Source organism: Flavobacterium suzhouense (genome assembly GCF_042684765.1).
In the GTDB taxonomy this organism is placed as follows: domain Bacteria; phylum Bacteroidota; class Bacteroidia; order Flavobacteriales; family Flavobacteriaceae; genus Flavobacterium; species Flavobacterium suzhouense.
On the sequence record NZ_JBHUMD010000030.1, the window covers coordinates 301,633 to 328,561 of the forward strand.

General features: G+C 36.8%; 29 protein-coding genes. 21 read left to right on the forward strand and 8 right to left on the reverse strand.

Annotated features, from left to right (window positions below; all coding sequences use genetic code 11):
• The first annotated feature begins 39 nt into the window (after positions 1-39).
• Together ACFSR3_RS17245 and ACFSR3_RS17250 are read left to right on the forward strand one after the other, a co-directional pair.
• Positions 40-570, forward strand: a complete 531-nt coding sequence (locus ACFSR3_RS17245) for a YceI family protein (protein WP_379822785.1) — start codon at positions 40-42, stop codon at positions 568-570.
• Positions 571-676: 106 nt separating this feature from the next.
• Positions 677-1,357 (forward strand): hypothetical protein, encoded by a 681-nt coding sequence (locus ACFSR3_RS17250; RefSeq protein WP_379822787.1) that lies wholly within the window; start codon positions 677-679, stop codon positions 1,355-1,357.
• A 56-nt stretch (positions 1,358-1,413) separates the two neighbouring features.
• Here ACFSR3_RS17250 and ACFSR3_RS17255 read toward each other — a convergent pair whose 3' ends face one another.
• Positions 1,414-2,463 (reverse strand): RluA family pseudouridine synthase, encoded by a 1,050-nt coding sequence (locus ACFSR3_RS17255; protein WP_379822788.1) that lies wholly within the window; start codon positions 2,461-2,463, stop codon positions 1,414-1,416.
• 3 nt (positions 2,464-2,466) lie between these two features.
• The gene (locus tag ACFSR3_RS17260) at positions 2,467-3,078 is read right to left on the reverse strand and encodes a PASTA domain-containing protein (RefSeq protein WP_114757004.1); all 612 of its coding nucleotides are present in this window, start codon (positions 3,076-3,078) and stop codon (positions 2,467-2,469) included.
• A 147-nt stretch (positions 3,079-3,225) separates the two neighbouring features.
• Between ACFSR3_RS17260 and ACFSR3_RS17265 the strand changes: the two genes are divergently transcribed.
• The 4 genes from ACFSR3_RS17265 to ACFSR3_RS17280 all read left to right on the forward strand — a co-directional run bounded on the left by ACFSR3_RS17265 (position 3,226) and on the right by ACFSR3_RS17280 (position 7,294).
• Positions 3,226-4,212: a D-alanine--D-alanine ligase gene (locus tag ACFSR3_RS17265; protein ID WP_379822790.1), complete on the forward strand. Its 987-nt coding sequence runs from the start codon at positions 3,226-3,228 to the stop codon at positions 4,210-4,212.
• Positions 4,213-4,293: 81 nt separating this feature from the next.
• Positions 4,294-4,749 carry a pantetheine-phosphate adenylyltransferase gene (gene coaD, locus ACFSR3_RS17270; RefSeq protein WP_114757002.1) on the forward strand — a complete coding sequence of 152 codons (456 nt, stop codon included), beginning with the start codon at positions 4,294-4,296 and terminating at the stop codon, positions 4,747-4,749.
• Positions 4,750-4,753: 4 nt separating this feature from the next.
• Positions 4,754-6,484 carry a M14 family metallopeptidase gene (locus tag ACFSR3_RS17275; RefSeq protein WP_379822791.1) on the forward strand — a complete coding sequence of 577 codons (1,731 nt, stop codon included), beginning with the start codon at positions 4,754-4,756 and terminating at the stop codon, positions 6,482-6,484.
• A 66-nt stretch (positions 6,485-6,550) separates the two neighbouring features.
• Positions 6,551-7,294: a hypothetical protein gene (locus ACFSR3_RS17280; RefSeq protein ID WP_379822792.1), complete on the forward strand. Its 744-nt coding sequence runs from the start codon at positions 6,551-6,553 to the stop codon at positions 7,292-7,294.
• 55 nt (positions 7,295-7,349) lie between these two features.
• Here the strand turns inward: ACFSR3_RS17280 and ACFSR3_RS17285 are convergent, their stop codons facing one another.
• From ACFSR3_RS17285 to ACFSR3_RS17295, 3 genes are all read right to left on the reverse strand, one after another.
• On the reverse strand, positions 7,350-9,326 hold the full coding sequence (locus tag ACFSR3_RS17285; protein WP_379822793.1) for a T9SS type A sorting domain-containing protein: 1,977 nt from the start codon (positions 9,324-9,326) through the stop codon (positions 7,350-7,352).
• Positions 9,327-9,349: 23 nt separating this feature from the next.
• A complete protein-coding gene (locus tag ACFSR3_RS17290) occupies positions 9,350-10,201 on the reverse strand; it encodes a hypothetical protein (RefSeq protein ID WP_379822794.1) in 852 nt (283 codons plus the stop codon).
• Between the two features lie 294 nt (positions 10,202-10,495).
• Positions 10,496-11,098 (reverse strand): NUDIX hydrolase, encoded by a 603-nt coding sequence (locus ACFSR3_RS17295; protein WP_379822795.1) that lies wholly within the window; start codon positions 11,096-11,098, stop codon positions 10,496-10,498.
• A gap of 7 nt (positions 11,099-11,105) precedes the next feature.
• Here ACFSR3_RS17295 and pyrE point away from each other — a divergent pair, with 7 nt between their 5' ends.
• From pyrE to ACFSR3_RS17320, 5 genes are all read left to right on the forward strand, one after another.
• Positions 11,106-11,747, forward strand: coding sequence for an orotate phosphoribosyltransferase (pyrE, locus tag ACFSR3_RS17300; RefSeq protein ID WP_114756998.1), 642 nt, complete (start codon positions 11,106-11,108; stop codon positions 11,745-11,747).
• Between the two features lie 75 nt (positions 11,748-11,822).
• Positions 11,823-12,281 (forward strand): hypothetical protein, encoded by a 459-nt coding sequence (locus ACFSR3_RS17305; protein WP_379822797.1) that lies wholly within the window; start codon positions 11,823-11,825, stop codon positions 12,279-12,281.
• A 9-nt stretch (positions 12,282-12,290) separates the two neighbouring features.
• A complete protein-coding gene (locus ACFSR3_RS17310; protein ID WP_379822799.1) occupies positions 12,291-12,683 on the forward strand; it encodes an SRPBCC family protein in 393 nt (130 codons plus the stop codon).
• A gap of 79 nt (positions 12,684-12,762) precedes the next feature.
• Positions 12,763-13,296: a hypothetical protein gene (locus tag ACFSR3_RS17315; RefSeq protein WP_379822801.1), complete on the forward strand. Its 534-nt coding sequence runs from the start codon at positions 12,763-12,765 to the stop codon at positions 13,294-13,296.
• A 96-nt stretch (positions 13,297-13,392) separates the two neighbouring features.
• Complete coding sequence (locus ACFSR3_RS17320) at positions 13,393-14,109, forward strand: DUF4241 domain-containing protein (protein WP_379822803.1); 717 nt, start codon at positions 13,393-13,395, stop codon at positions 14,107-14,109.
• Between the two features lie 42 nt (positions 14,110-14,151).
• Here the strand turns inward: ACFSR3_RS17320 and ACFSR3_RS17325 are convergent, their stop codons facing one another.
• On the reverse strand, positions 14,152-14,880 hold the full coding sequence (locus tag ACFSR3_RS17325; protein WP_379822804.1) for a biotin--[acetyl-CoA-carboxylase] ligase: 729 nt from the start codon (positions 14,878-14,880) through the stop codon (positions 14,152-14,154).
• Between the two features lie 100 nt (positions 14,881-14,980).
• Here ACFSR3_RS17325 and rsfS point away from each other — a divergent pair, with 100 nt between their 5' ends.
• From rsfS to ACFSR3_RS17365, 8 genes are all read left to right on the forward strand, one after another.
• A complete protein-coding gene (gene rsfS, locus ACFSR3_RS17330; protein WP_114756992.1) occupies positions 14,981-15,352 on the forward strand; it encodes a ribosome silencing factor in 372 nt (123 codons plus the stop codon).
• Between the two features lie 13 nt (positions 15,353-15,365).
• Positions 15,366-17,294 (forward strand): ATP-dependent zinc metalloprotease FtsH, encoded by a 1,929-nt coding sequence (gene ftsH, locus ACFSR3_RS17335; RefSeq protein ID WP_169520331.1) that lies wholly within the window; start codon positions 15,366-15,368, stop codon positions 17,292-17,294.
• A gap of 105 nt (positions 17,295-17,399) precedes the next feature.
• Positions 17,400-18,002, forward strand: a complete 603-nt coding sequence (locus tag ACFSR3_RS17340) for an LUD domain-containing protein (RefSeq protein ID WP_169520330.1) — start codon at positions 17,400-17,402, stop codon at positions 18,000-18,002.
• Position 18,003: 1 nt separating this feature from the next.
• Positions 18,004-18,831: a phosphatidate cytidylyltransferase gene (locus ACFSR3_RS17345; protein WP_379822806.1), complete on the forward strand. Its 828-nt coding sequence runs from the start codon at positions 18,004-18,006 to the stop codon at positions 18,829-18,831.
• Positions 18,821-19,474 (forward strand): phosphatidylserine decarboxylase family protein, encoded by a 654-nt coding sequence (locus tag ACFSR3_RS17350; RefSeq protein WP_169520328.1) that lies wholly within the window; start codon positions 18,821-18,823, stop codon positions 19,472-19,474. Before ACFSR3_RS17345 ends, ACFSR3_RS17350 begins: the two co-directional genes overlap by 11 nt.
• On the forward strand, positions 19,474-19,737 hold the full coding sequence (locus tag ACFSR3_RS17355; RefSeq protein WP_379822808.1) for an acyl-CoA-binding protein: 264 nt from the start codon (positions 19,474-19,476) through the stop codon (positions 19,735-19,737). Before ACFSR3_RS17350 ends, ACFSR3_RS17355 begins: the two co-directional genes overlap by 1 nt.
• A gap of 11 nt (positions 19,738-19,748) precedes the next feature.
• The gene (locus tag ACFSR3_RS17360) at positions 19,749-20,525 is read left to right on the forward strand and encodes a superoxide dismutase (protein ID WP_379822810.1); all 777 of its coding nucleotides are present in this window, start codon (positions 19,749-19,751) and stop codon (positions 20,523-20,525) included.
• A 140-nt stretch (positions 20,526-20,665) separates the two neighbouring features.
• The gene (locus tag ACFSR3_RS17365) at positions 20,666-21,751 is read left to right on the forward strand and encodes a hypothetical protein (protein WP_379822811.1); all 1,086 of its coding nucleotides are present in this window, start codon (positions 20,666-20,668) and stop codon (positions 21,749-21,751) included.
• Positions 21,752-21,818: 67 nt separating this feature from the next.
• Here ACFSR3_RS17365 and ACFSR3_RS17370 read toward each other — a convergent pair whose 3' ends face one another.
• On the reverse strand, positions 21,819-24,449 hold the full coding sequence (locus tag ACFSR3_RS17370; RefSeq protein ID WP_379822812.1) for a valine--tRNA ligase: 2,631 nt from the start codon (positions 24,447-24,449) through the stop codon (positions 21,819-21,821).
• 160 nt (positions 24,450-24,609) lie between these two features.
• Here ACFSR3_RS17370 and ACFSR3_RS17375 point away from each other — a divergent pair, with 160 nt between their 5' ends.
• Positions 24,610-25,038: a DUF1573 domain-containing protein gene (locus ACFSR3_RS17375; RefSeq protein WP_379822814.1), complete on the forward strand. Its 429-nt coding sequence runs from the start codon at positions 24,610-24,612 to the stop codon at positions 25,036-25,038.
• Between the two features lie 165 nt (positions 25,039-25,203).
• Positions 25,204-26,397 carry a pyridoxal phosphate-dependent aminotransferase gene (locus ACFSR3_RS17380; protein ID WP_379822816.1) on the forward strand — a complete coding sequence of 398 codons (1,194 nt, stop codon included), beginning with the start codon at positions 25,204-25,206 and terminating at the stop codon, positions 26,395-26,397.
• Positions 26,398-26,639: 242 nt separating this feature from the next.
• Here the strand turns inward: ACFSR3_RS17380 and ACFSR3_RS17385 are convergent.
• Positions 26,640-26,929, reverse strand: a 290-nt coding sequence (locus tag ACFSR3_RS17385; protein ID WP_379822818.1) for a T9SS type B sorting domain-containing protein, incomplete at its 5' end; no start/stop codon positions are given.

Genomic DNA, 26,929 nt, shown 5'->3' on the forward strand with positions numbered 1-26,929 from the left:
TCAAATAACAAATAAAAAAACCATATAAATTTTAAGATTATGTCAACAACTAAATGGTCAGTAGACCCAACACACTCAGAAATAGGATTTAAAGTAAAACACATGATGTTTACTAACGTTTCAGGACAGTTTACCAAATTCACTGCCGAGGCTACAACTAACGGAGATTCATTCGAAGTAGCTTCTTTCTCTTTCAGCGGAGATATCGATTCAGTAAGCACAGGTAACGCAGACCGTGACGGACACCTATTAAGCGGAGACTTTTTTGACGCAGCCCAATTTCCAAAAATCACATTCGAATCTACAGCCTTCAACAAAAAAAATGAAGGAGAATATACCCTTAACGGTAACCTTAGCCTTCATGGCGAAACAAAACCGGTAAGCCTTGATGTAGAATTTGGCGGTATCGCTAAAGACCCTTGGGGAAATACAAAAGCAGGTTTTACCATTACAGGTAAAATTAACCGTAAAGATTTTGGCCTTACATGGAACTCTACCCTTGAAACAGGTGGTGTACTTGTAGGCGAAGAAGTGAAGCTGGCTATCGAGCTTCAGTTCGTTAAACAATAATTGTTTTAGTCCAATTTATATGTTTCGGTGAACCTGTGGTGCGAAAGTGCCACAGGTTTTTTATATTAACTTAGCAATCTATTATATTTGCCAATATTTATTTAATATGAAAATTAAACGAGTAAGAAAAAATTTAAACAAAAACAAGATCTTTTTTGAAACTGTGTTTGTATTTATAGCTTCAATCTCGGCAATTTATATTTCATTTCAAGCAAATTCAATTGCTGAAAATCAAGGAAAAATAATGGAGTGGGAAAATACTCCTAACCTTGAAATAAGAAAAACTCAAATTTATAATGATAGTTTAAAAATATATGATAGAACCATTTGGTTAGTTTATAATCATAATAGCAAAATTTCCAATTTTGATATTGAAAAAGACTATTCTTTTTTAAATTTTTCATTTAAAAACACAACTGACTCCATCAGATTACCAATAAACAATTATATCAATTTGGGAGGCCGAGTTTATGGGACTAGTGAAGGACTAATATATGATTTTGACGATAAATATACTGGCTATTCTAAATATTTACTATGGAATTCTTTATTCGATATTGGGTATTTAGATATTGAAAGCTATATTAAAATTTCTTACAAAACTGTATTAGGTAAATCTGAAAAAAAATATTTTCAAATACTGCCATCAATTAAAGAAATTGATAGTTTAAACTGGTCTGAGTTGGAAAGATTTCATATAAAAAATAATACTGAAACACTTTACATTAATAATACAACTTCAAATCAATTGAGAATTAAATTATTAAAAATGCGTCGAAAGCAATAATTTGTTAGGTTATATCTAAACAAAAATCCCGAAGCTTTCACTTCGGGATTTCTATATTAATTCTCCTCTTCCTCTATCGTATGCGACTTGGAGTAAGTACGCCATTTTTCAATGCATTCTACCATATCCTGTGGCAGTTCGCTGTCAAAACGCATAAATTCTTTTGTTGCTGGATGTTCAAACCCAAGCGTTTTGGCGTGTAGTGCCTGGCGTGGTAATATCTTGAAACAGTTGTCTATAAACTGCTTGTATTTTGTAAATGTTGTTCCCTTAAGGATCATATCTCCACCATAACGCGCATCATTAAATAAGGTATGCCCGATATGTTTCATGTGCACACGAATCTGATGGGTACGCCCGGTCTCAAGTCGGCATGAAACCACAGTTACATAACCCAGGCGCTCAATTACCTTGTAATGAGTAACAGCGTGTTTGCCCTGATCGCCATCCGGATATACAGCCATCTGCATCCGGTCTTTCATGTGGCGGTCGATATTACCTTCTATCGTACCTTCATCTTCTTCAACATTACCCCATACTATGGCGATATATTCCCTTTCAGAAGTTTTCTCTGCAAACTGCTGCGTAAGGTAAGTCATCGCCTGTTCTGTTTTGGCAATAACCAATAATCCTGAAGTGTCCTTATCAATACGGTGTACAAGGCCCGGCCTTTCGCTGCTGTTCATTGGAAGGTTCTCAAAATGGTATGCCAAAGCATTTACCAGTGTACCTGAATAATTACCATGCCCCGGATGCACAACCAAACCAGGCTCCTTGTTTACTACAAGCAGCTGATCGTCTTCATACACTATATCTAAAGGAATATTCTCAGGCGTAAGCAGGTACTCATAAGGCGGGTGCTCTAACAATATACGAACGATATCATTAGCCTTAACCTTATAATTTGATTTTACAGCAATATCATTTACATAGATATTACCATCATCTGCTGCCTTTTGTATCTTGCTCCTGGTGGTATTTTCCATCAGGTTCATTAAAAACTTATCTACCCTTAATGGCGATTGTCCTTTTCCTGCCTCAAAACGATGATGCTCAAAAAGCTCTTCATTATCGTCCGGCTCCTGCTCTATAATAGGTTTTGTCATTTCTTATTCTTCCGAACTTTCAGGTTCTGATGTTTTTATAGTATCATTTTCAGGCTCTTCATATCCTGTTTTTCCATCACCTAATACAAGATCAACTTTTGATGATTTCATTACTTTATCCCCTGCTTTAAGCTTTTTGCCGTTAACCCATACTTCAAGCACAACATCTTTAGCAAGATATGGCTTGTAGGTTTTTTTGCCCTCTTCAAGTCCGGCAGACTTTAAGCTTGGTATTGCTGCCCTGTATGTTTTTTGGATGATGTCCGGTAAGCTTACAGCTGCAAAACCTTTTGAATTTATCTTGACATAAACTTTTCTTCCGTCCTTTACATTCACTTTTGGAAGCGGATCCTGCTCAACAATAGTATAAGGCGGGTATTCTGCCCTAAAATCAACCGTATCCAGAACTACATATTCCAAATCGACAGCGTCAAGAGCTTCTTCTGCTTTTTCCAGGGTCATTTTACGTAAATCAGGAACCGGAATTTCCTCGCCGTGATTTGTAGCATAACTAAGGTATTGAAGCAAACCAAAAATTACCACAACTACAATTACCAATGCGATGGCAAGCTGCTTGAAAAAAACTTTACTGGTCAAAAAATCTTTTAGGGTCATCTATTATGAATTTTGGCAAAGATATAAATAATACTAAACTTTATAGTTTACACAAATAATGATATTTTTGTGTAAGCTTAAGAATCGTTATTATAACGCTTTTTGCGTTACTTTCGTGTAAGCTTTTAACATTAACCCTCTCTAAAAATGAATGTAGCAGTAGTAATGGGCGGATATTCAGACGAATCCGTTATTTCTATACGAAGCGGCCAGCTTATCCTTACTAACCTTGACAAATCAAAATACACACCATTTGAGGTACATATCCTTCCTGAAGGCTGGAATGTATTGATCGATGGCAATAAATACCCTGTAAATAAAGGTGATTTCTCTTTTGAAAAAGAGGGCAAAAAGACAACTTTTGATGTGGCTGTAAATACAATTCATGGTACTCCCGGTGAAGATGGCCATATGCAGTCGTACTGGGAACTGCTTGAACTACCTTATACTGGATGTGGTTTTTATCAGTCGGCACTTACCTTTAATAAAAGAGACACCTTGTCGGTACTTTCTAAATTCAATATCCCAAAAGCAAAAAGCATCTACATTTCTAAAGGAGATGTTATCTCAGCACAACAGGTAGCTGATACCGTAGGATTGCCTTTTATGGTAAAACCAAACCAAAGCGGAAGCAGCCTGGGTGTTTCTAAAGTGAATGACCTTGCCGATTTTGAAAAAGCACTTGAATTTGCTTTTGCAGAAGACAGCGATATCCTTATTGAAGAATACCTTAAGGGAACCGAAGTATCGGTTGGTGTACTGAACCTTAACGGAAAAACAACCGTATTAGGACTGACTGAAATCGTATCGCATAATGACTTTTTTGATTATGAGGCCAAATATCAGGGTAAATCAGATGAGATAACTCCTGCACGCCTTGATGCTGCTACCGAACAAAAAGTTCGCGAAACTGCAGCAAAAGCATATGAAGCATTAGGAATGAGCGGATTTTCCCGCACTGATTTTATTGTAAGGGATGGCGAGCCTCATTTTATAGAGATGAATACCAATCCGGGATTATCGCCTGCGAGTATCTTTCCGCAACAGGCACAACATGCCGGAATACCTTTCTCGGATCTGCTTGACAGCGAAATAAAACTGGCTATGGAACGTAAGGTACTTTGGAAGAAGTAGTATTCAGTGAGTAATAGCCTTTTATTTTACAATCATAATTATTAAACTTCCGGCTTCGGACATCAGACAAAAAACAATAACATGAAAATAGCAGTATTCCCGGGATCATTTGACCCTATAACATTAGGCCATTACGATATCATTAAGCGTGGCGTCAGCCTGTTTGACAAAGTAATTGTTGCCATCGGTGTAAATGCTGAAAAAAAATATATGTTTTCGCTGGAAGAACGTAAACGCTTTATAGAGGAATCATTTGCCGATGAGCCTAAAGTAGAGGTTGTAACCTATCAGGGACTTACCATTGATCTTTGTCGTAAAGTTGGCGCAGACTTTATCCTTCGCGGACTACGCAATCCTGCCGACTTTGAATTTGAAAAAGCCATTGCACATACCAACAGAGAACTTTCACAAATAGAGACTGTCTTTTTGCTTACTGCTGCAAGTACGTCATATATTAGTTCGAGTATTGTTCGCGATGTTTTAAGAAACGGAGGAGATTATACAATACTTGTACCTGATGCCGTAAGGGTAAAATAGGCCTATGAATAAATTTTTACTTTTGGTATTCTTCACCTGTGTACTTTCAGCTCAAAAGAAAAACACCTATGCGACACCTTACGAAAAAGGGAATGGTAACCAAACTGCTACCTACGAAGAAACTATAGCATTTTTCAGATTTCTTGACAAAGACTTTGAAACTATACAAATGCAGGAAATGGGACTTACCGATAGCGGTGAGCCATTACACATGGTTATTTACAATCCTGATAAAAAGTTTGATTTTAATACAATTCATAAAGACAAAGCTGTTCTTTTAATCAATAATGGCATTCATCCGGGGGAGCCTGATGGTATTGATGCGACCATGATGCTTTATCGTGATCTTGCAACCGGCAAGGTTACTGTACCTAAAAATACAGTAGTGGTAAACATACCTGTATATAATATAGGAGGAGCATTGAACCGCAATTCGCACAGCCGTGCAAACCAAAACGAGCCTGAAAGCTATGGCTTTCGTGGCAATGCCCGCAACTATGACCTTAATCGTGATTTTGTAAAAAACGACACCCGCAATGCGAGAAGTTTTGCACAGATCTTTCATACTGTAAATCCTGATGCTTTTATAGACAATCATGTTAGCAATGGTGCCGATTACCAATATACACTGACTTATATAGCGACCCAGCATCAAAAACTAGGTGGAGAACTGGGGGCATTTTTTAAGACTGAAATGATGCCTCAAATTCTATCTGCATTAAAAGCTAAAGGTATCGAAGCTACTCCTTATGTAAATGTACACGACACCAAACCCGATGCCGCAGGTTTTGAACAGTTTATGGATTATCCCAGATATTCAACAGGATATGCTTCTATGTTCAATGTACCCGGATGTATGCCGGAAACACATATGCTAAAAGAATATGCTGCGAGGGTAAAGGTTACCTACGAATATATGGCAGAGTCTATTAAATTTATAGATGCTAATTACAACAGGATTAAACTGTTGCGCTCTGAGAACCTGGAGAATTATAAACCTGGATTGAGATACACATTACAATGGGAAATAGATTCAACTCAGGTTACCCCTCTTCCCTTTTTAGGTTATCAGGGCGATTATAAAACCAGTGAAGTAACAGGTAAACAAAGACTTTTTTACGACCGTAAAAAGCCTTTCAACAAAATGCTTCCTTATTACCAGACGTATCAGCCGTTAGTTCAGGTCGCAATACCGGAAGCTTATATAATACCTAAGTCATGGTGGAATATTATTGAGCTTTTAAAACTCAACAATATTAAAATGGAGCCTCTTGCAAAGGATACCGAAATTGAGGTGGAAAGTTATCGTATAAAAGACTTTAAAACGGCAAAGTCGGCTTATGAGGGGCATTACCCTCATAATACCGTTACATTAGGAACTACTACTCGTAAAGTGCTGTTCAAAAAAGGAGATCTGATGGTAACCACAACGCAGCCTGGTGTAAAATATTTATTGGAAGCACTTGAACCACAAGGGAATGATTCGTTTTTTGCATGGAACTTTTTTGACGCTATACTACAACAAAAAGAATATTTTTCAGACTATGTTTTTGAAGATACAGCAGCAAAGCTTCTTAAAGAAAATAATAGCCTAAAAACTGAATTCGAAAAGAAAAAACAGGAAGACAAAACATTTGCTGATAATGCCGATGCTCAGTTGGACTGGATTTACCGTCATTCACCATATTATGAAAAGACGCATATGGAATATCCGGTTTACAGGAAAGTAAAATAATATTTATATAAGAATTTACAGGTGTAAAAATTTCATTTATATTTATCAGACACCAACCAACTCGAAATGAAATTCATCACACTATCCTTTAACCTGAAGTTATTCTTCTACCTTGCTATTGCATTTATACTTTGCACTGCTATCGGAACGGTAAGCCATGAAGCAGGGCACTGTGCTGCCGCTAAATATTATGGGCGAAATCCCGAACTGCATTATGCATATATGTATCCTGGTGAACCTTCGTGGAGTATTACGCTCAGAGAAGCCTATAAAAAAGATAAGGACAAAATAAAATCAGATATTGCTTCACCAGAAAAAGAGGCTTATTTCAAATTAAGAGAAAACATTAGTAAAACATACAAACAGCAAAGGAAAACGGAAGACTTCTTTATAACATTTGGTGGTCCTCTTCAAACTATGCTAACTGGTATGCTTGGATTCACAATCCTTTTCCTTAGAAGAAAAAAAATATTTGAAAGAAGTTACCTAACCCTGTTAGAGTGGTTTGCAGTGTTTCTTTCCTACTTTTGGGCAAGACAGGTTTTCAATTTTATATTTTCAATTGATCAAACCTTTTCCGGACGAAAGTATTTTATGGCAGATGAACCCAGATTATCTCAATCGCTCAATTTACCACCATGGGCTTTTGGAATGGTCACTTGTATTTTAGGAGGAGCCGTACTTTCATGGGTTACTTTTAAAGCCATCCCTTTAAACCAGAGACTAAGTTTCATACTCTCCGGAATTATAGGTTGCGCTATTGGATATATCGGCTGGTTAGACTGGCTTGGACCGAAATTATTACCTTAAATAAAAAAACGAACCTTATTCAGGTTCGCTTTTATTTAACCTACATTTGGTTATTTTAGTTTTTAATAATTTTTTGAAGTGTTTCACCGTCACCCAATACAAAATACACACCTGAGTTTAATGACGACACATTTATTTGATGTTCCTTCAGTCCTTCAGGATTATTTACCCTTATAACTTCCTTACCTGTAATATCAATAACTGTAAAGACATTCACTGATGAGAAAATATTTTTATCAACTATAGTAATAGTATCAATAAAAGGATTTGGGTATATCATAAAAGAATTACCTTTTTTAGATACATCTTTATTATCTTCCCCACTTAAATCCTGTACTTTAGCTTGTGGTTTAGGTTGCGGTGCAGCTGCACCATAAACACAATTCTCAATTGAAGCTTGGAACACAGAAGTATACTGAGCATTAAAGCCTGGCTGTAATTCAATGAAATTTCCTGCTTGGTAAATAGCTATTGCATCCTGCTCAACCCTATTTGAAGCCTTAATCCACTGATCACGTTGCTGGTAAGACAATGTATTTGTAACAACCGGATCTGACACTGTTAGAGTCAAAGTTGAGAGACAGCTACCGGCAGCTCCTTCATAACAATCTGGTGCAATAGGATTTCCCCAGTTTGCTCCTTCAGGAAATTCATAATGGCCATTTTGCATAGTAATACAACACCATGCTGACCAGCCGCAATCTGTTTTTATCCTATATCTGAAACAGCCGTATACCATTGCTCTTCCTCCGGGGATGGTTGAAGCTATCTGGGTCAGGTCGAATGTATTTTCTGTTTGCGTAAAATGAAAATAAGCAGGCTGGGTAGCAGGACTTTCCGGACAGCAGCTTCCATCTGTAAAAAACTCAAGCTCGTACACATCAGCTACATCGGGCCATATCAGCGTGCTCGCCTGTACATAAGCCCCGGTTATATCAACATTACCTATAGTAACATCAGGCCCTACTGAAGTAGATGAGTCAGTAAGTTTTAAATAATAGGAAGTAGCACTCATATAAAAATATGCAATTAGCTTAAATTCATATTCTCCAGAGGGACTTGGCCCAAAATGCGTAGCCGGATCCACTGTGAAACAAAATTTATCTGAAGTTAAACTCGATGCACCTAAAACCGTACCTATATAAACTCCATCTTTCCATATCTGCAGCTGCATAAAATTAGAAGTTAGAGTTGTTCCTTCCGGCAATATATATGATCCACAAACCTGAAAAGGTTCTTTAGGGCAGTTAAAACTGGCATCATCCAGTGCCAAATAGCCAAAGGCCGGCTGGGTACAGGCTGCAGTACAGGATATATCATCAATATAAACGGTACCAAAATGCGCGTTTTTACCGCAATCTCCTATAACAAATTCCAACCTTACTGATTGATTTAAATACTCATCAGGTATGGTTATTAAGCCACATTGCCAGCCTGTATACAATACTTCTTGATTCTCATTTTCATCTGGATTAAACCACGATGTAACATCAAAAATTACATTGTTAGGATCAGCAACGAGACAAAAATGATTTGATATTATATTCCCAGCACTATCATAAACCCTAACTGAAAAGAAAGGCTGTCTATCCATTTCATCAGGATGCGGATTTTCAATAATCAATGAATAAGAAAAGCTAATTTCAGTTCCTGTAGCAGTAAAAGTTTGTGACATTGTAGTTATATCACTGTATGGCTTAAAATTATTAAGTCGTAAAGCCCGACTACCGCTACCTGGTTTTACTCTGTTTACAGTGACAGATGGATTGCAAGCCAACAAAAAAGAATCATTCCCTGAACTTACCCAACTTGCATCTGCCGTTAACTGATTAAGACCTGTTGGCAATGTAAATGTATTAAATACAGGATCTGCTGTATTCACTTCGCAATCCGTAACCTGAAACAATCCACTACTTCTGTTGGTAAAACTATATTGTGTTGGAGTAGTTTCAAAGCTTCCATTTACAATGCATTGTGCATGTGCTCCCAGACTTAACAGAAGCACGAGAAAACAATAATATAAATTTCTCATAGATTAAATATTTAAAATTTATATTATTGTTTTGCCATTAATAACTTCATTTGTGCTTTAAGCTCTTCTATTTCTTTTTTCTGATATTCAGCTTCTTTCTTTTGCTCTAAAAGTTCTGCTTTAAGTTGTTTTGCATTATCATCCTGGTCGATAATATAAAGAGTCAATTCTTCTATTTTCTCCAGCAGTTTAGCATCCATTTTAGCAACATCAAGACCACAATTAACTATCTCCTCAGCCGATGGAACATTAGGTAAATGTTTGTTTGCTTTGGTAAAAGCAGCAACTTCATCAAGAGTCATACGTTTATAGTCAGAAGCAAAAACATAATCGGCCCAATCGCTAGTTGTTTTAACAGCTACTTTTACTTTTTCAGTAAGTATGCCATCTTCAACAAAAAGTTTATAGCCATCAGGCGTTTTTATATCATTTGTATCGAGACCAATACGCACTTTACCATCCTGATTTACACGCATATACTCTGTAGAACCATAACCAAAACTAAGAGATGCAGATGTAGTATTTGCAGTAGCAGGCCTGCCAAAATCGATAAAGCCGGTATATGTAGCTCCCAAAACGGAAAATATGCTGCTCCTGTAAAACAATTGAGCAAGAGGACCACCAGCAGCAAACTCTTTAGTTCCTAAAAAAATTCCATTAGTATTCACTCCAGTAGAAGAATTTCTACCCCCAAAATAAGCTAATTTAGTAGGACCTCCAGAAAGACCAAAACCTCCAACCACATCCAGCTTTACTGTAGGACTGGTTGTCCCAATACCTACATTCCCTGATGCAGGCCACGTAGGGCTATTAGTTTGTGAATACCCAAAAGCTGCACAAAGTGCAAAAGACAATGTTAAAAGTTGTTTTTTCATAATTAAATTGGTGATTAAATTTGTAATATAAATCAACAAAATAAAATGTTAATTTTAACATCCTAAATCTTAAAATATAGTTAAAACAACAATCATGTTTTAACTATATATAATTAAAACCAACACTTAATAAATCAGACATTATTTACAAAAACAACTTTTGTCAACTATTCTCTTAATTATGTTTTGAATATTTCTGTTCCAAAAAAAAATCCTGAAACACTTAATACAGCGCAAAAAAAATTACGAACTCGCTTTTGCAAATTCGTAATTTTCGATTTTATTCTTTAGTCATTACTTCTCTACTTCTGCATTTTCAAAAAGCAGCTTAATATTTTCGTATGAATTGGTCAGGGCTTCTTTAACCTGGTCAGGATTAAGCCAGGCAACTTTTTCAATACCTTCTTCAATTTGACCAAAGAGCTTTCCTGTATAATCGGTCTTCATTTCATACCAATGTGTAATTTTTAATCTGTAAGTTCCATTACGTTTAAAGATATGATAGGTCTTCTGAAGTTTATTAGTAATCTTCAGGTTTTTTACTCCTGTTTCCTCTTCTACTTCACGAACTGCAGTGTCCTCTATCTCTTCTCCTTTTTCAATTCCTCCCTTCGGCAAATCCCATTTACCGTTGCGAAGTATAAAAAGCACCTCTCCTTTTTTATTGTAAACAAGTCCGCCTCCGGCTTTAGCCACAGGAATTTTCTCTTTTAATTTTTTTAAGGTCTCTTTTTCATCAGGATGATATAAAAACGCTTTTTTCACCTTGTTATTGAACATATTAACTATCAATTGTTCAATATCAACGCTCTCCAGTAAAAACAACCTGAAGTCAGTTTCTTTTTCAACAGTATTTGTCAAAAAAAGTGGTTTATCGTTTACAAAAACTTTATACATTTGCAATATGATTTTCAATATAGACACAGCCAAAAAAACAGCCGAATTGCTTTTACAAATAAACGCAATTAAATTAAATCCTAAAAATCCTTTTACATGGGCTTCCGGATGGAAATCGCCTATTTACTGCGATAACAGGATAACTCTCTCATTCCCACCGATAAGGAATTACATACGTGAAGAATTCTCCAAGCACATTGAAAAAGAGTTCGGAAAACCGGATGTTATTGCTGGTGTTGCTACCGGAGCTATCGGTATAGGTATGCTTGTTGCTGAGTATATGGGACTTCCGTTTGTATACGTTCGTCCTGAGCCTAAAAAACACGGCCGTCAGAACCAGGTTGAAGGTTTCCTTCAAAAAGGTCAAAACGTGGTTGTTGTAGAAGACCTTATCAGTACAGGAAACAGCAGTTTAATGGCTGTAGAAGCATTAAAAGCTGCAGGAGCCAACGTTAAAGGAATGGTAGCCATATTTACATACGGCTTTGATGTTTCAGTAGAAAATTTCAAAAAAGCGAATGTAACACTACACACGCTTGGTAATTATGAGACACTACTTGACCTGGCTGTTTCTAAAAAATATATTACAGAAGAAGAACTTGATACTCTTAAAGACTGGAGTAAAAGCCCTTCTACCTGGGGACAATAAGTTGATGATACACTACACGCCAAAAGAATTAATTACAAACCAAATAAATTATATTAATCAACCAAACCAATCACAATGAAAAAAATGTTCTTGTTAGTGATGTTGCTTACAGCATCTATGTCTTTTGCACAATTAAAAAAAGTTCAAACTACTCCAAGTGAATCAATCGGAAAAGCACAACAATTTGGAGCTCCGTTAGAAGCTGAAATTACAAAATCAGGTAACAAATACACTGTAAAATTTAGAGATCAGCAGTTTAAAACACTGGACGAATACCGTGAATTCAGTTTTGAAGATGTTGACAATACATTTAACGATTTATATGCTGCCGTTGAAGAAGGTTTTACCACAATGCCCAAAGAATCCGTAATGCTTGAACTTCCGGACTATATTGTAGGGCTTCACTTTAGTAAATTTCTTGGAGCGCCTGTTTTAAGATTTTCATGCGCGACAAAAGTAAAAGATGCACCGGTATATTTTTCAAACGAAATTGCCAAAAAACAAGTTGATAAACTTTTTGGAAAGAAAAAATAATTAAAATCCATGAATTTAGAAAGCCCTAAGGTAACCGTAGAAAAACCTGCTCAATATATATTTGACCAGCTTACTGATGTAAAGAACTTTGAAAAGCTAATGCCTGAAAACATAGCTAAATTCGAAGTTACCGGTGATGAATCATTCATCTTTGCATTAAAAGGAATGCCTGAAATAAAATTAAAGCTAAAAGAAAAATCAGTTCCTAACAAAGTAGTTTTGGGTGCTGCAAGCGACAAGCTTCCCTTTACCTTAACCGGAAACATTAATACTGTTTCTGAAGCTTCAAGTGAAGTACAGCTTTTTTTTGAAGGCGAATTCAATGCAATGATGGCAATGATGATTAAAGGCCCTATCACTAAATTCATCGAAACGCTTGCGCAGAATATGCATAAGCTTTAAACAATATAACCTTATAAAAGAAGCCTTTTAGTACAACTAAGAGGCTTTTTTTATACTTTTATCAAAAGATATTTCCGTTATGAAAACTAAACTCTTATTTCTTTCACTATTTTTTACTTTTTTCCTTTCCCAGGCGCAAAACAATGATCTGTATATCAAGATTATGCTCGAACAGGCCAATGAGATGGGTAAAAAATTTGTAGAACGTGATTATGCCGGTTTTCTTAAGTATGCTCATCCAGCGACAATAAAAGCAATGAGAGGCGAAAAAGAAGCTCTCAAAAAAATGAATGAGCAAATGATGGAGATTGCAAAAGAAGGTATTATTGTTACTGATGTAAATTTTGGAACACCAACTAAAATAATCACTGTTGATTCCGAATTACAATGCACACTACCCCAAATCCTGACTATGGATCTGCCGGAGGGAAAACTAACAGCTACAACAACAGTAATAGCAATTTCGAAGGATAATGGTAAAAACTGGTATTTTCTAGATACGGCAAACTACAATTTTCAGGACATGAGAATGCTTTTACCCAACCTCTCTGACCAAATTGTAATACCAGAAAGGACCGAACCTTCTTTTGAACCTAATACCAAAACAGAATAAGACAACAGAATCATTGTCGTTAAATATTCTACAAAACACTTACTCAGGATTATGGTTTTGAGTAAATTTAAATCCCTTAAAAAAAAAAACAACATTATGGAAGAGAATATAAACGATTTCGAATTGCATTACGACCTTGAAGATGAAATGAATTCGCAGGAACTTACTGAAATTCATATTGGGGATGTAAATCTCCCAACCGGAAAGATTATTGTTGCAGATCCATTTTTCTCTCTTGAGCAAAGACCTTTTTCACGTACTGTTATACCTGACAAATATCCTGTTTATATATTTATGGCAAACATTGACGCCCTGCATCACAGGATAGCCTATGCCAAAATAAAATTCAGGCCTGAAGATGCCTCTAAGTGGATTCTGGCTTTAACCGACGATCTGACAAATGAAGAACTGAATGAACTTGGCGATGATGAGTTCTATGGCTTCCCTGTTGAATCAGGGCTTGCCTGTTTCCTCGATGAAGAAACAAATACTCAATTCAACGCTAAGATGGATGAGCTTCAGGATAAAAACCCTGAATCAAACTATTATGACGATGTGCTCTCTGAAGAGTTTATAAAATACTCGGGGAAAAATAATTTTTCTCGCGACCTTGGCGACTGGAATGACCATCATCCTATTGCAGATTCTGACAACAATATTATTATGTTTGCTTCGGGTTGGGGCGATGGCTACTACCCTGCTTATTGGGGACTAAATGAAAATGGCGACACTGTAGAACTGGTAGTCGATTTTTTAATAAACGAGTTTGATCCTGAAGGTGCAGACGAAGAATATGAAGATGACGAAGACTAAAAATAAAACACTAAAAACACCTGCTTGTCGCGGGTGTTTTTTTTAATACAAAAGCTGAACTTCTTTAATCCCGTATGCTGCAACAGTATCGTCTTCAAGTTGTACTTTTAGCTCTCCTTTTTGAGATACCCCCTGTATTATCCCCATAAACCTTACTCCATTTTTCTCGAAAGGCATAGGTAGCCCTTTCTTATAAAGTTTTGCATGATAGTCCTTCCAAATCTTGCTACCATTCTTGTTGAGTAAAATAGCGACATTTCTTTTTAGGCTTTCTACTATAGCAGTCATTATGGCATCTTTATTAAACTCTTTATTCATTATTACAGCCAATGAAGACGCTTTCGTCAACTCACCGAATTCTTTTTGATTTACATTCAGCCCGATACCGATAACTGAATAAATCTCCCCTCCTGATTTTATACTGTTTTCTATAAGTATGCCACCTATTTTTTTGTTATCTGCCAAAATGTCGTTAGGCCACTTTATAAAAAGATTTGGAACCGAAAAATTCTCCAGCGCACCAACAACACTAACAGCTACAGCAGCATTCAAACTGAAAATCTCTGTCACATCAAGCAAAAGATCTTTAACCAATACACTAAAAGTAAGGTTCTTACCGGGTTCAACATTCCATTGAGCCCCCATTTGGCCTCGCCCGGCAGTTTGATCTTCAGCTGATACAATTGTAAAATTTTCGAGGTATTGTGCAGATGATAATCCCTTTAGATAATCATTTGTTGAGTTAATGGCACTGAGTTTGATAATATTCATTACAAAATAACTTTGTATTGCTTTTATAGCTGTAATAGTTTAACTAACGCTCAAAAGTAAATACAAAAAATGATAACTTTGCGAAAACATATAATTTTAAATGGCTAAGAAAAACGTAAGTAATGATGATCTGTTAGCTAATATCATCAAAGGTATCGAAGAAGTAAAAGGAAATGATATTGATATTCTTGACCTTAGGGCCATAGACAATACCGTTTGCGATTATTTTGTAATCTGTAACGGTACTTCAAATACACAAGTGAACGCAATAGTTCACTCTATCCAAAAAACAGTTTCCAAATCCCTGAAAGATAAACCATGGCATGTTGAAGGTACAGAAAATGGTGAATGGGTACTTATGGACTATGTGAATATTGTAGTTCATGTTTTTCAAAAACACATTCGTGAATATTACAATATTGAAAGCCTTTGGGGAGATGCCCGTATTACATCAATAGGAAACAACTATTAAATAACCGGAATTCATGTCAAAAGATAACAAACCAAACAAGGTTAGAATTAGCCCATGGGTAGTTTATGGAGGAATACTAGTACTATTCCTTGCTATAAATTTTTTATGGGGCGGCTCTAACTGGAATGACCCGCAGCAAATATCGCTTGCAAAATTTTATACTTACCTTGATAAAGGTGAGGTAAGCAAAGTAGCGTATAACAAAACAACAGCAGAAGCATTCCTTAAACCGGAGGCATTAAAGCTGAAAGAACATGAGAAAGTAAGTAAAGATCTTTTAGGTAATAAAAACACTAAGGGACCACACTATTCTTTCCAAACTGGAAATTCAGAGGAATTCCAGAAAACACTAAACCAGGCTCGCGAAGCCGGTAAACTAAATGATTACGAATTTCAGGGAGATGGTATTTGGGGTGAAGTTCTTATAACACTTCTTCCTATACTTGTGATTGTTGGATTGTGGATTTTCATGATGCGCAGGATGTCAGGCGGTGGTGCCGGCGGAGGCGGAGGACAGATATTCAACATTGGTAAGTCTAAAGCCAGACTTTTCGACGAAAAGAACGACATTAAAGTAACATTTAAAGATGTTGCAGGCCTTGAAGGAGCTAAAGAAGAGATACAGGAAATTGTAGAATTCCTTAAAAACCCTGAAAAATATACCAGCATAGGTGGTAAAATACCTAAAGGAGCACTTCTTGTAGGACCTCCAGGAACAGGTAAAACCCTTTTAGCAAAAGCTGTAGCCGGTGAAGCGAAAGTTCCTTTCTTCTCGCTTTCAGGTTCAGATTTCGTTGAAATGTTTGTTGGTGTAGGTGCATCACGTGTTCGTGACCTTTTCAAACAGGCAAAAGAGAAATCGCCAGCTATTATCTTTATTGACGAAATTGATGCTGTAGGACGTGCACGTGGAAAAAATAACTTCTCTGGTTCGAATGATGAGCGTGAAAACACTCTTAACCAGCTATTGACAGAAATGGACGGTTTTGGCACAAATACTAACGTTATTGTGCTTGCCGCTACTAACCGTGCTGATGTACTTGACAAAGCGTTAATGCGTGCAGGACGTTTTGACAGACAGATTTATGTAGACCTTCCGGATATTCGTGAAAGAAGAGAGATCTTTGAAGTACACCTTAAGCCTCTTAAAAAAGCTGAAGATCTGGATACTGAATTCCTTGCTAAGCAAACTCCGGGATTCTCGGGTGCTGATATCGCTAACGTATGTAACGAAGCAGCACTTGTAGCAGCGAGAAAAGATAAAAAAATGGTAGACAAACAAGACTTCCTTGATGCGGTAGACCGTATTGTGGGCGGACTTGAAAAGAAAAACAAAATTGTTTCTCCAGAAGAAAAGAGAGCCATTGCGATACACGAAGCTGGTCACGCAACTGTAAGCTGGATGCTTGAGCATGCTGCTCCGCTTGTAAAAGTAACAATTGTACCTCGCGGACAAAGCCTTGGAGCGGCATGGTATCTACCTGAAGAAAGACTCATTGTAAGACCGGATCAGATGCTTGATGAAATGTGTGCAACCATGGGTGGACGTGCTGCCGAAAAAGTAATTTTCAACAGGATATCTACAGGTGCGTTAAGTGATCTTGAAAAAGTAACTAAACAAGCCCGTGCAATGGTAACCATTTACGGACTTAACGACAAGCTTGGTAACATTACTTACTATGATTCATCAGGACAAAGCGAATATAATTTCTCAAAGCCTTATTCTGAAGAAACAGCTAAAGTTATCGATAAGGAAATATCAACTCTTATTGAAGATCAATACCAGAGAGCAATTAAGCTTCTGGAAGACAACAGAGATAAATTACTTAAGCTTTCAGATATATTAATTGAAAAAGAAGTAATCTTTAAAGATGACCTTGAGGATATATTTGGTAAGCGACCTTTTGATAAACATGAGCATGAGGTAATTACAGAAGCATAGGCAATTTATTTTGCTAAAAAAATCAAAAATCTTAATTCAATTCTTAAATTGAATTAAGATTTTTTTATCTTTGAGCATATCAGGAGAAATAAGGTAATGTAAGGTATGAGTCTTTTTAAGAAAATTTTCGGTGCAGCAAATGATGGTTCCAGTGAGGATAAAAATTCGGATTCGAATCCGTTCCTTCCGGAAGAACAACTTCCTGTAGACGAACTTTTTATGCTTAATTTCCGAAAAAACGGAGGCAAATTTATCTACTGTGAAAACCTTAACGAATTGCATGAGCAGTTTCTGAATGTGCTCGAAGAAAATGACTGGTTTGAGTGCAATGTTATGTGTCTTGAACCTAAACTTTACAGCCTGCTCGACGAAAACAAGCTTTCTTACGCAAAATCGGACAATCCAAAGTTTCTTTTAGCGTCATGCGAAAATCTTATAGCGGATGAAGGTTCAATATTGTTTTCATCGAACCAAATCAAACAAAACAAGCCAAACGAACTACCTGCAAATATTGTAATTGTAGCAACTACAAGCCAGATTTTGGCAAATAAAAGTGACGGCTTAAGGGAAATCAAAAGAAAGTACGATAAAGATTACCCTACAAACATTACTACTATTAAATATTTTGAAAAAGTAAAAGAAGAAGATTTCCTGCATTACGGAAGTTCTGCTAAAAATCTATACCTGCTTCTTTTAGAAGATCTCTAACATGAATGAAAGTATTGTCAGGACGCTCTCGGGAATCGTTTATATAGCACTCCTTGTTGGCGCAACCCTGTTCTCCGAATATAGTTTCGTATTGCTGTTTGGCATGTTTATGCTTATTGCGATTAACGAATTCTGCAAACTTTCAAACCTGCGCAAAACTATCCCTTTAATTATGGGTATTGTTGGTTTTGTTGTGTTTTCTCCTTTACTAATAAATACCTTTTACACTAATATTCTTTTAAATATAGGGGCTTTATTTATGGCCTTTATGCTTCTTGAAGAACTTTTTGAAAAAGGCCCTTCGGCTCCAAAAGACAAGACAGCAAAACTAGCGAGACTTACAGGTTATGTAATATTACCTTTCCTGTTAATCATAAAACTTCCTTTTGTGATAGTTGGCGTCTACTCCCCTTTTGTAATCATAGGTAGCTTTATCCTGATCTGGACAAATGATACTTTTGCATACATCGTTGGCAAAACAATGGGAAGACACAAGCTGTTTGAACGCATCTCACCTAAAAAAACTATAGAAGGTTTTTTAGGAGGAATGCTGTTTACGATACTAAGTGCTTGTATTTTAAGTCAGTTTGATAATTTCTTAACACCGGTTTTCAACTCATCCCTTCCGTGGATTGGAGCCGCGGTAATCTTAGTAATATTCGGTACCTTAGGCGATTTAGTGGAGTCACAGCTTAAGCGTAAAGCCGGCGTTAAAGACAGCGGTAACATAATGCCGGGACACGGAGGCATTTTAGACAGGCTGGATAGTATTATATTTGCAATACCTTTTCTATTTTTGTATTATCAAATTTTAACTTATGTTTCATAAAGAAGGAGCTAAACTTATTTTTATTGGGCTAATTGTAACAGTAGCCATTGCATTGCTTGCAGACCATTTTATTGCTAATGGAATACTTCGAATGATAGTACAACTGATAGCGCTTGCTTTCCTGATACTGATATTACAGTTTTTCAGGAATCCAAAACGTCATGTTATTGCTACTGACCATAACATTATTGCCCCGGTAGACGGGAAAGTAGTTGTTATTGAAGAAGTTTATGAACCAGAGTACTTTAAAGATAAAAGACTTCAGGTATCTATCTTTATGTCGCCAATAAACGTGCACGTAACGCGTTATGCCGTAAATGGGCTGGTTAAGTTCAGCAAATACCATCCGGGTAAGTACCTTGTTGCATGGCATCCTAAAGCCAGCGAAGAAAATGAGCGTACAACTATTGTAATCGAAAACAATCTGTTTGGTGAAATATTATACAGACAAATTGCCGGTGCACTGGCAAGACGTATTGTTAATTATGCCCAGGAAGGTATGCAGGTTGTTCAGGGAACTGATGCAGGTTTCATTAAATTTGGATCAAGAGTAGACCTGTTCTTACCACTTGGTACAGAAGTAAATGTAAAACTTGGTGAAAAAGCAATTGGCGGTAAAACAATAATCGCAACCAAAGCTTAATGCACGAAAAAGATTTAGACACTCAGTTTCAGGAGGCTTATGAAAAAGCTTCAAACATGACTGAAGCCCTGCCTCAGGATGTGATGCTGCGTATTTATGCTTATTATAAGCAGGCTACAGGTGGTATTGCCCAGGTAAACCCTTATCAGAATTTTGATTTGAGGAATGCTTTTAAGATGAATGCCTGGATGCAGGTAAGACACCTGACTCCTGACGAAGCAAAAAAATTATATATCGAGACTATTAATTCTATCATCAAATAATATAATAAATTATGAAAAAAGTAAGGATCTTATTATCGGCTTTTGTAGTAATGGCAGCAATGCAATCTTGTAAAGAAAAAAATAATCTTGAGGAAGTAGTAGCAGTCCCTGAACCTCAGAAAGAAGCTGCAGCTCCACTTGGAAACCCTGATGACGTTAAGGCTGAAGGAGGACCCTTTCAGATGGCTAAACTTGGTTATGCCTACGATGCGCTTGCACCCCATATCGATGCAAGAACAATGGAAATCCACTACTCTAAGCATTATAAAAAATATACTGACGAGCTTAACAAAGCCGTAAAAGGAACACCACTTGAAGCTAAAACAATTGAAGACATCCTGAAAACCCTTAATATGGAAGACAAGGCTGTTAGAAACAATGGTGGCGGTTATTATAACCATACTTTCTTTTGGGAAATTATGGGAGGTGCTAAAGCTGGTGAAACTCCTTCAGGAGCACTTTCTGAAGCCATTATAAAAGACTTTGGTTCTTTTGATGAGTTCAAAACTATATTTGCTGAGGCAGCCACAAAACAATTTGGTTCAGGATGGGCTTGGTTGGTTGTGGATCCGTCAGGAAAACTTGTAATCGGCAGTACTCCAAACCAGGATAATCCTTTAATGCCTAACACAGGAATTTCAGGAAAACCGCTACTAGCACTTGATGTTTGGGAACACGCATATTATCTGAACTATCAAAATAAGAGGCCGGATTACATAACAGCTTTCTTTAATGTAATCAATTGGGATGTAGTAGCTAAAAAATATGACGCTGCAATAAAAAAATAATAACGGTTAAATCCGAAATCAAATCCGCCTAAAGGCGGATTTTTTTTATTCAGAAGTAATTAATCAGTATTAAAAAATTGTCTGTTTAAAGAAAAAATGCCATTTTTGGATTCCTAAATAAACTAACTCAAACATAAATAATGAAATACCTATACCCTTTTGCTTTATTGCTATTTTTGGCTTCTTGCCAAAAAGAAGAAAAAAAACCTATTGACCGTACTAAAGCTGACTGGACATTCTACAAACTTGAAGGAGATGTGAAGCAATTATCTACCAAGTCATGGCAGGTTGATGGAAATATGCAAAAAATAAAACCGATGTTTGAAGACATGAGTACGCATGACAGCGACTTGATTTTTGATGAAGCCGGAATGCTTACGTCTGAAAAACAATATATAGGCGAAACTCCTTTTGAAGAGACCACATATAAGGGCCGTGAAAAGAAGCAGCAAACTATTCAATATATAAACAACGCGCCTGGTATTAAGATTGAATATGACTGGGATACTACAGGCAAAAACAACACATCCATCACCAGAAGAAATAGTGATAATACCCAGATTGATCGTGTGGAAATGAAATATCAGGGCAATAAACTTGCGCAAAAAACTACTTTCAATGCTCAAAACAATCCTAACGACAAAATTGCCTACATTTATGACAGTAAAGGCAATGTAATTCAGGAAGATATATACTTAAATTCTGAATACGTTCAGCACAAAGCGATAAACAAATACGACAAGAAAAACAGAAAAATATCTGAAGCCCGTTATAACAAAGATGGCAAAAAACAATATGAGACTATCTCTAAATATGAAGGAGACAATCTTATGAAAAAATTTACTCTTAATGACAAGAATGAAGTAGATTACTCTGAAGACTATACTTACGACAGTAAAGGAAATGCACTGACGCATTTAACCTTTGAAAATTTTGACAAATCTTATACCCTTGACACTTACACCTACGACGGAAAAGGGAACAAACTGACATGGGAGATAACTAAAAACAAAAAACCTTTTATGTCAGCTACTTTTACATATGACAAATACAACAATACAACCTCGGTAATTGTAAAAGACTCAAATACAGGAATGGAAGTTGATAAAAGAGAATATATATATGAGTACGATGCTAAAGGCAACTGGACAAAAAAAGTAACAAAAATAAAAGGTGTTCCTCAGTTTTTAGCAGAGCGAACAATCACTTATGCTGATGAAGAATAAATCATAAAAGCTTTATACAAAAACGGCTGCCAAATGGCAGCCGTTTTCTATTTATTGCATTTGCTTTTTATTTAAGACTTGCAAGACTTTGCTCTATTGTTGCAATTTTTGCGAGGGCGTCAGCTTCTTTTTGTCTTTCGATAGCCACAACTTTTTCCGGTGCGCTACCTACAAACTTCTCATTAGAAAGTTTTGCCTGAACTGATTTAAGAAACCCTTTATTATAGTTTAATTCTTCTGTCAGTTTAGCAATTTCCTCCTCAACATTTACATTTCCGGTTACCGGCACAAAATATTCGTTAGACCTAACCCTGAAAGTAAGCGCTCCTGTAACCTTTTCAGCAGTATATTCTACCGAAGAAATGTTTCCAAGTTTAGCGATAACACTGTCATATTCATTAGAGATCCCCTCATTATTAACTATTTTAAGTTCAATAGCATCTTTCTGAGGAATATTCTTTTCTTTTCTAATTGTACGTATACCCGCTATAACTTCAGCAGCAACTTCAAATCCACTAATCAGTCTTTCATCAGCTTGTTTTAGCTTAGGCCATTCAGCAATGATAAGCGCTTCCTCTTCTGTCCTTTGAGCAATATGATGCCAAATCTCCTCCGTAAGGAAAGGCATAAAAGGGTGAAGTAATTTCAGGTTATTTTCAAGCATCTCAATCGCACTGTTAAAAGTAGTCCTGTCGATAGGCTGTTGGTAACCCGGTTTTATCATTTCAAGGAACCAAGAGCAGAAATCATCCCATACCAGCTTGTAAATAGCCATTAGTGCATCAGATATTCTGTATTTTTCAAAATGATCTTCAATCTCTGCAAGGGTCTTATTCAGTTTTGCCTCATACCAGTTTACCGCTTTAAGTGCATAATCTGGCTGATCGATATCAGCTACTTCCCATCCTTTTATAAGACGGAATGCATTCCATATCTTGTTTGTAAATGCTTTCCCTTGATTACAAAGTTCCTCATCAAAAAGGATATCATTTCCAGCAGAAGCACTTAACAACAGTCCAACACGAACACCATCAGCTCCAAATTTTTCAATCAAATCAAGAGGATCAGGTGAATTTCCTAATGACTTAGACATTTTACGACGCTGATTATCTCTTACCAGTCCGGTAAGGTAAACATTCGTAAATGGTTTTTCACCTGCAAATTCATATCCGGCTACAATCATCCTTGCTACCCAGAAGAAAAGGATATCCGGTCCGGTAACAAGATCGTTAGTAGGATAATAATATTTAAAATCTTCATTATTCGGATTAACAACTCCATCAAAGACTGACATTGGCCATAACCATGCCGAGAACCAGGTGTCAAGCGTATCAGGGTCTTGTTTAAGGTCAGCAATAGTCAGATTTTCATTTCCAATTCTTGCTTTAGCCATTACCAAAGCATCAGCAGGTGTATTTGCAACAACGAAATCTTCTTTGCCTTCACCATAATAATAAGCCGGGATTTGCTGCCCCCACCAAAGCTGTCGCGAAATGTTCCAGTCACGGATGTTTTCCATCCAGTGGCGATATGTATTATTAAAACGGTTAGGGTATAATTTTACCTCTTCGGTTTCCAAAACAGCTTTAATAGCCGGTTTAGCAAGTTCTTCCATTTTTAGGAACCACTGATCAGAAAGTCTCGGCTCAATAACAGCTTTAGTCCTTTCAGATGTTCCAACTTTATTAATGTGACTCTCTATTTTTTCCAGATTACCTATAGATTCCAGTTCTTTTGCGATTTCATCCCTTACCACAAAACGGTCTCTGCCAGCATAGTGAAGGCCAAAACTGTTCAGTGTAGCATCTTCGTTAAAGATATCAATAATCTCAAGGTTATGTCTTTCGCCAAGTTCTTTATCGTTTACATCGTGAGCCGGAGTAACTTTAAGACACCCTGTACCAAACTCCATATCAACATACTCATCAAAAATGATAGGTATAACACGATTAGCAATTGGCACAATAGCCTTTTTGCCTTTAAGATGAGTATAACGTTCATCATTAGGGTTGATACATATTGCTGTATCTCCAAGAATAGTCTCCGGTCGTGTTGTAGCAATTACAACAAAATCATTACTACCTTCAATCTGATATTTAAGATGATATAGTTTACCCTGTCTTTCTTCATAAATTACCTCTTCATCAGAAAGCGTCGTTTTCGCTTCCGGATCCCAGTTAACCATACGGTAACCACGATAGATAAGGCCTTTGTTATAAAAATCAACAAATGCTTTTATAACGCCGGCAGACATATCGTCATCCATAGTAAACTTAGTGCGTTCCCAGTCACATGAAGCCCCAAGCTTTTTAAGCTGTTCAAGGATAACACCTCCATATTTATGCGTCCAGTCCCATGCATGTCCTAAGAACTCCTCACGTGTTAGATCATTTTTATTGATCCCTTCTGCTTTTAGCTTAGCAACAACTTTCGCTTCAGTAGCAATAGATGCATGATCTGTACCAGGTACCCAGCAGGCATTATAACCTTTAAGGCGTGCCCTTCTTATCAATACATCCTGAATAGTATTATTAAGCATATGCCCCATATGCAGTACCCCGGTGACATTTGGCGGAGGTATTACAATAGTATAAGGTGTTCTATGGTCTGGCTCAGAATGAAAATAATTGTTTTTCATCCAGTAATCGTACCATTTGCTTTCGGCTGTCTTAGCGTCAAATTGTGCTGGGATCGTCATAACTTACAGTGCTATAAATTATCCAATAAAATATTGGTATGTTTTTTGTAAAATGTATGCAAAAGTAACCATATAAGTACAATTTTGAAAAAACATTATAGCATAATTTGCACTTTAATTTAAACTGAGTATTTTTACTAAATCCAAATTCACCATTACTATGAAAAGACTTTTAGGATTTTTTGCAGTTTTACTACTTACAACCGTATCATACGCACAATCAGGAGCGAAAATGGAACTTAAATTAGACACTGTTGATTATGGAACCACTTCTAAAGAAACAGATAATGGTATACGATTTTTTGAATTTACAAATACAGGCGATGCACCTCTAATCATCAAAGATGTAAAATCAAGTTGTGGCTGCACCGTACCATCATGGCCTAAAGAGCCTATTGCTCCCGGAAAATCAGGTAAGATTGAAGTTAAATACAACATGACCCCCGGCCCAATACGTAAAACTATAACTGTACAATCAAATGCAGTTAATCATTCTGACGGAGTTGTAGCACTTAAAATAAAAGGCGATGTGACTAAAAAAGAAGAAGTAAATATTCTCGACAAGAAAAAATCACTCCCAAATCAATAATAAATTAACGCCAAACTAACAAGCCCTGTTTTGCAGGGCTTTTTCTTTTTATAACATTTTACCCTTACCGAAAACAGAACAAAAACAATTTTGATTGGGTACAAATTATTAAATCTCTAAAAAAAATCGCAAATTTGCATCAAACATTATAAAAACTAAAATACAATGCCTCAAGTATCTAATAAAGGCAGGCAAATGCCTGAATCACCAATCAGGAAACTGGTTCCATATTCTGAAATGGCAAAAAAGAAAGGCCATAAAGTGTATCACCTTAACATAGGCCAGCCAGACATCAAAACTCCTGAAGTGGCGCTGGAAGCTATAAAAAACAATACTGTAAAAATATTAGAATACAGTCATTCTGCTGGTTTTGAAAGCTATAGAACTAAACTTGCTGCAAGCTATAAAACTCACGGCGTAAATGTAGATGCTGCTGACATAATCATTACTACAGGGGGGTCTGAAGCTCTTCTTTTTGCTTTAGGAAGCACAATGGATGCTGGTGATGAAATCATCATTCCTGAGCCTTTCTATGCTAACTATAACGGATTTTCAGTTGCTTCAGGAGTAACGGTTGTACCTGTTATCTCAACTATAGATGAAGGCTTTGCCCTTCCTCCTATCGCTGACTTTGAAAAACTTATTACACCAAAAACTAAAGCAATCCTTATCTGTAACCCTGGTAACCCTACAGGATACCTTTATACGCAGGAGGAAATACAGCAACTTGCTGAACTTGTAAAAAAACACGATCTTTTCCTTATTGCAGATGAAGTATATCGTGAATTTACTTATGATGGTGACAAACATTATTCAGTAATGAATGTACCGGGAATAGAAAACAATGCTATCATGATCGATTCTGTTTCTAAACGTTATAGTATGTGTGGTGCAAGAATTGGATGTATTGTTTCTAAAAATAAAGAAGTAATGGCTACAGCTATGAAATTTGCTCAGGCACGTCTAAGCCCTCCTACTTTTGCACAGATTGCAAGTGAAGCTGCTCTCGAAACACCTCAAAGCTATTTCAACGAAGTTATTGGTGAGTATAAAGAGCGTAGAGATACACTTATCAACGAACTTAATAAAATTGAAGGTGTTAAGGTTGCAACTCCAAAAGGAGCTTTCTACTGTATCGCTAAGCTACCGGTAGACAATGCTGACAACTTTGCTCAATGGTTACTTGAATCATACGATCTTGATGGAGAAACCGTAATGGTCGCTCCTGCTGCAGGCTTCTATTCTACTCCTAATGTAGGTCTTGATGAAATTAGAATTGCTTACGTTCTTAAAAAAGAAGACCTTATTCGTTCGGTAAAAATATTAGCAGACGCTATAAAAAAATACAACAGTAAATAATAACTTTTAGGTTATATAATAAGCCCTTCGTTTTCGCGAGGGGCTTTTTTTTTGCAGCATCTCTAAGCGCATTCATTCTATCGTTGTTTCCTGCCATCGCTTTTATCCCCTCTTATCATCGGGGGATACCATCTCTGTCAGGGCTAATGAACAACTAATGCGAGTTCTTTCAACTTACAATCTTTAAAAACAAAAACCGGGCAGCTGTTGGCTGCCCGGTTCTTTTTATTGTTTTTGCATTCTTATCTCTTCAGTGAGAAATGCGATTTGAATTCACGTATCACCGTTGTTGTACCGTCAAATTCAGGGTAGGTTACCGTAAACCAGTAGTCGGTTGCCGGTACCGGTGTGCCGTTGAAGGTACCATCCCATCCATCACTGTCTGGGCTGATCTGTTTGATCAGTTTGCCGTAGCGGTCAAAGATGTAGATGACCGATCCTGTCTCCTGTAGCCCGATGATGTTCCAGGTATCATGGAAGCCATCGCCATTCGGGGTGAAGAAGTTAGGGTAATCCACAATGCTTGCATCGG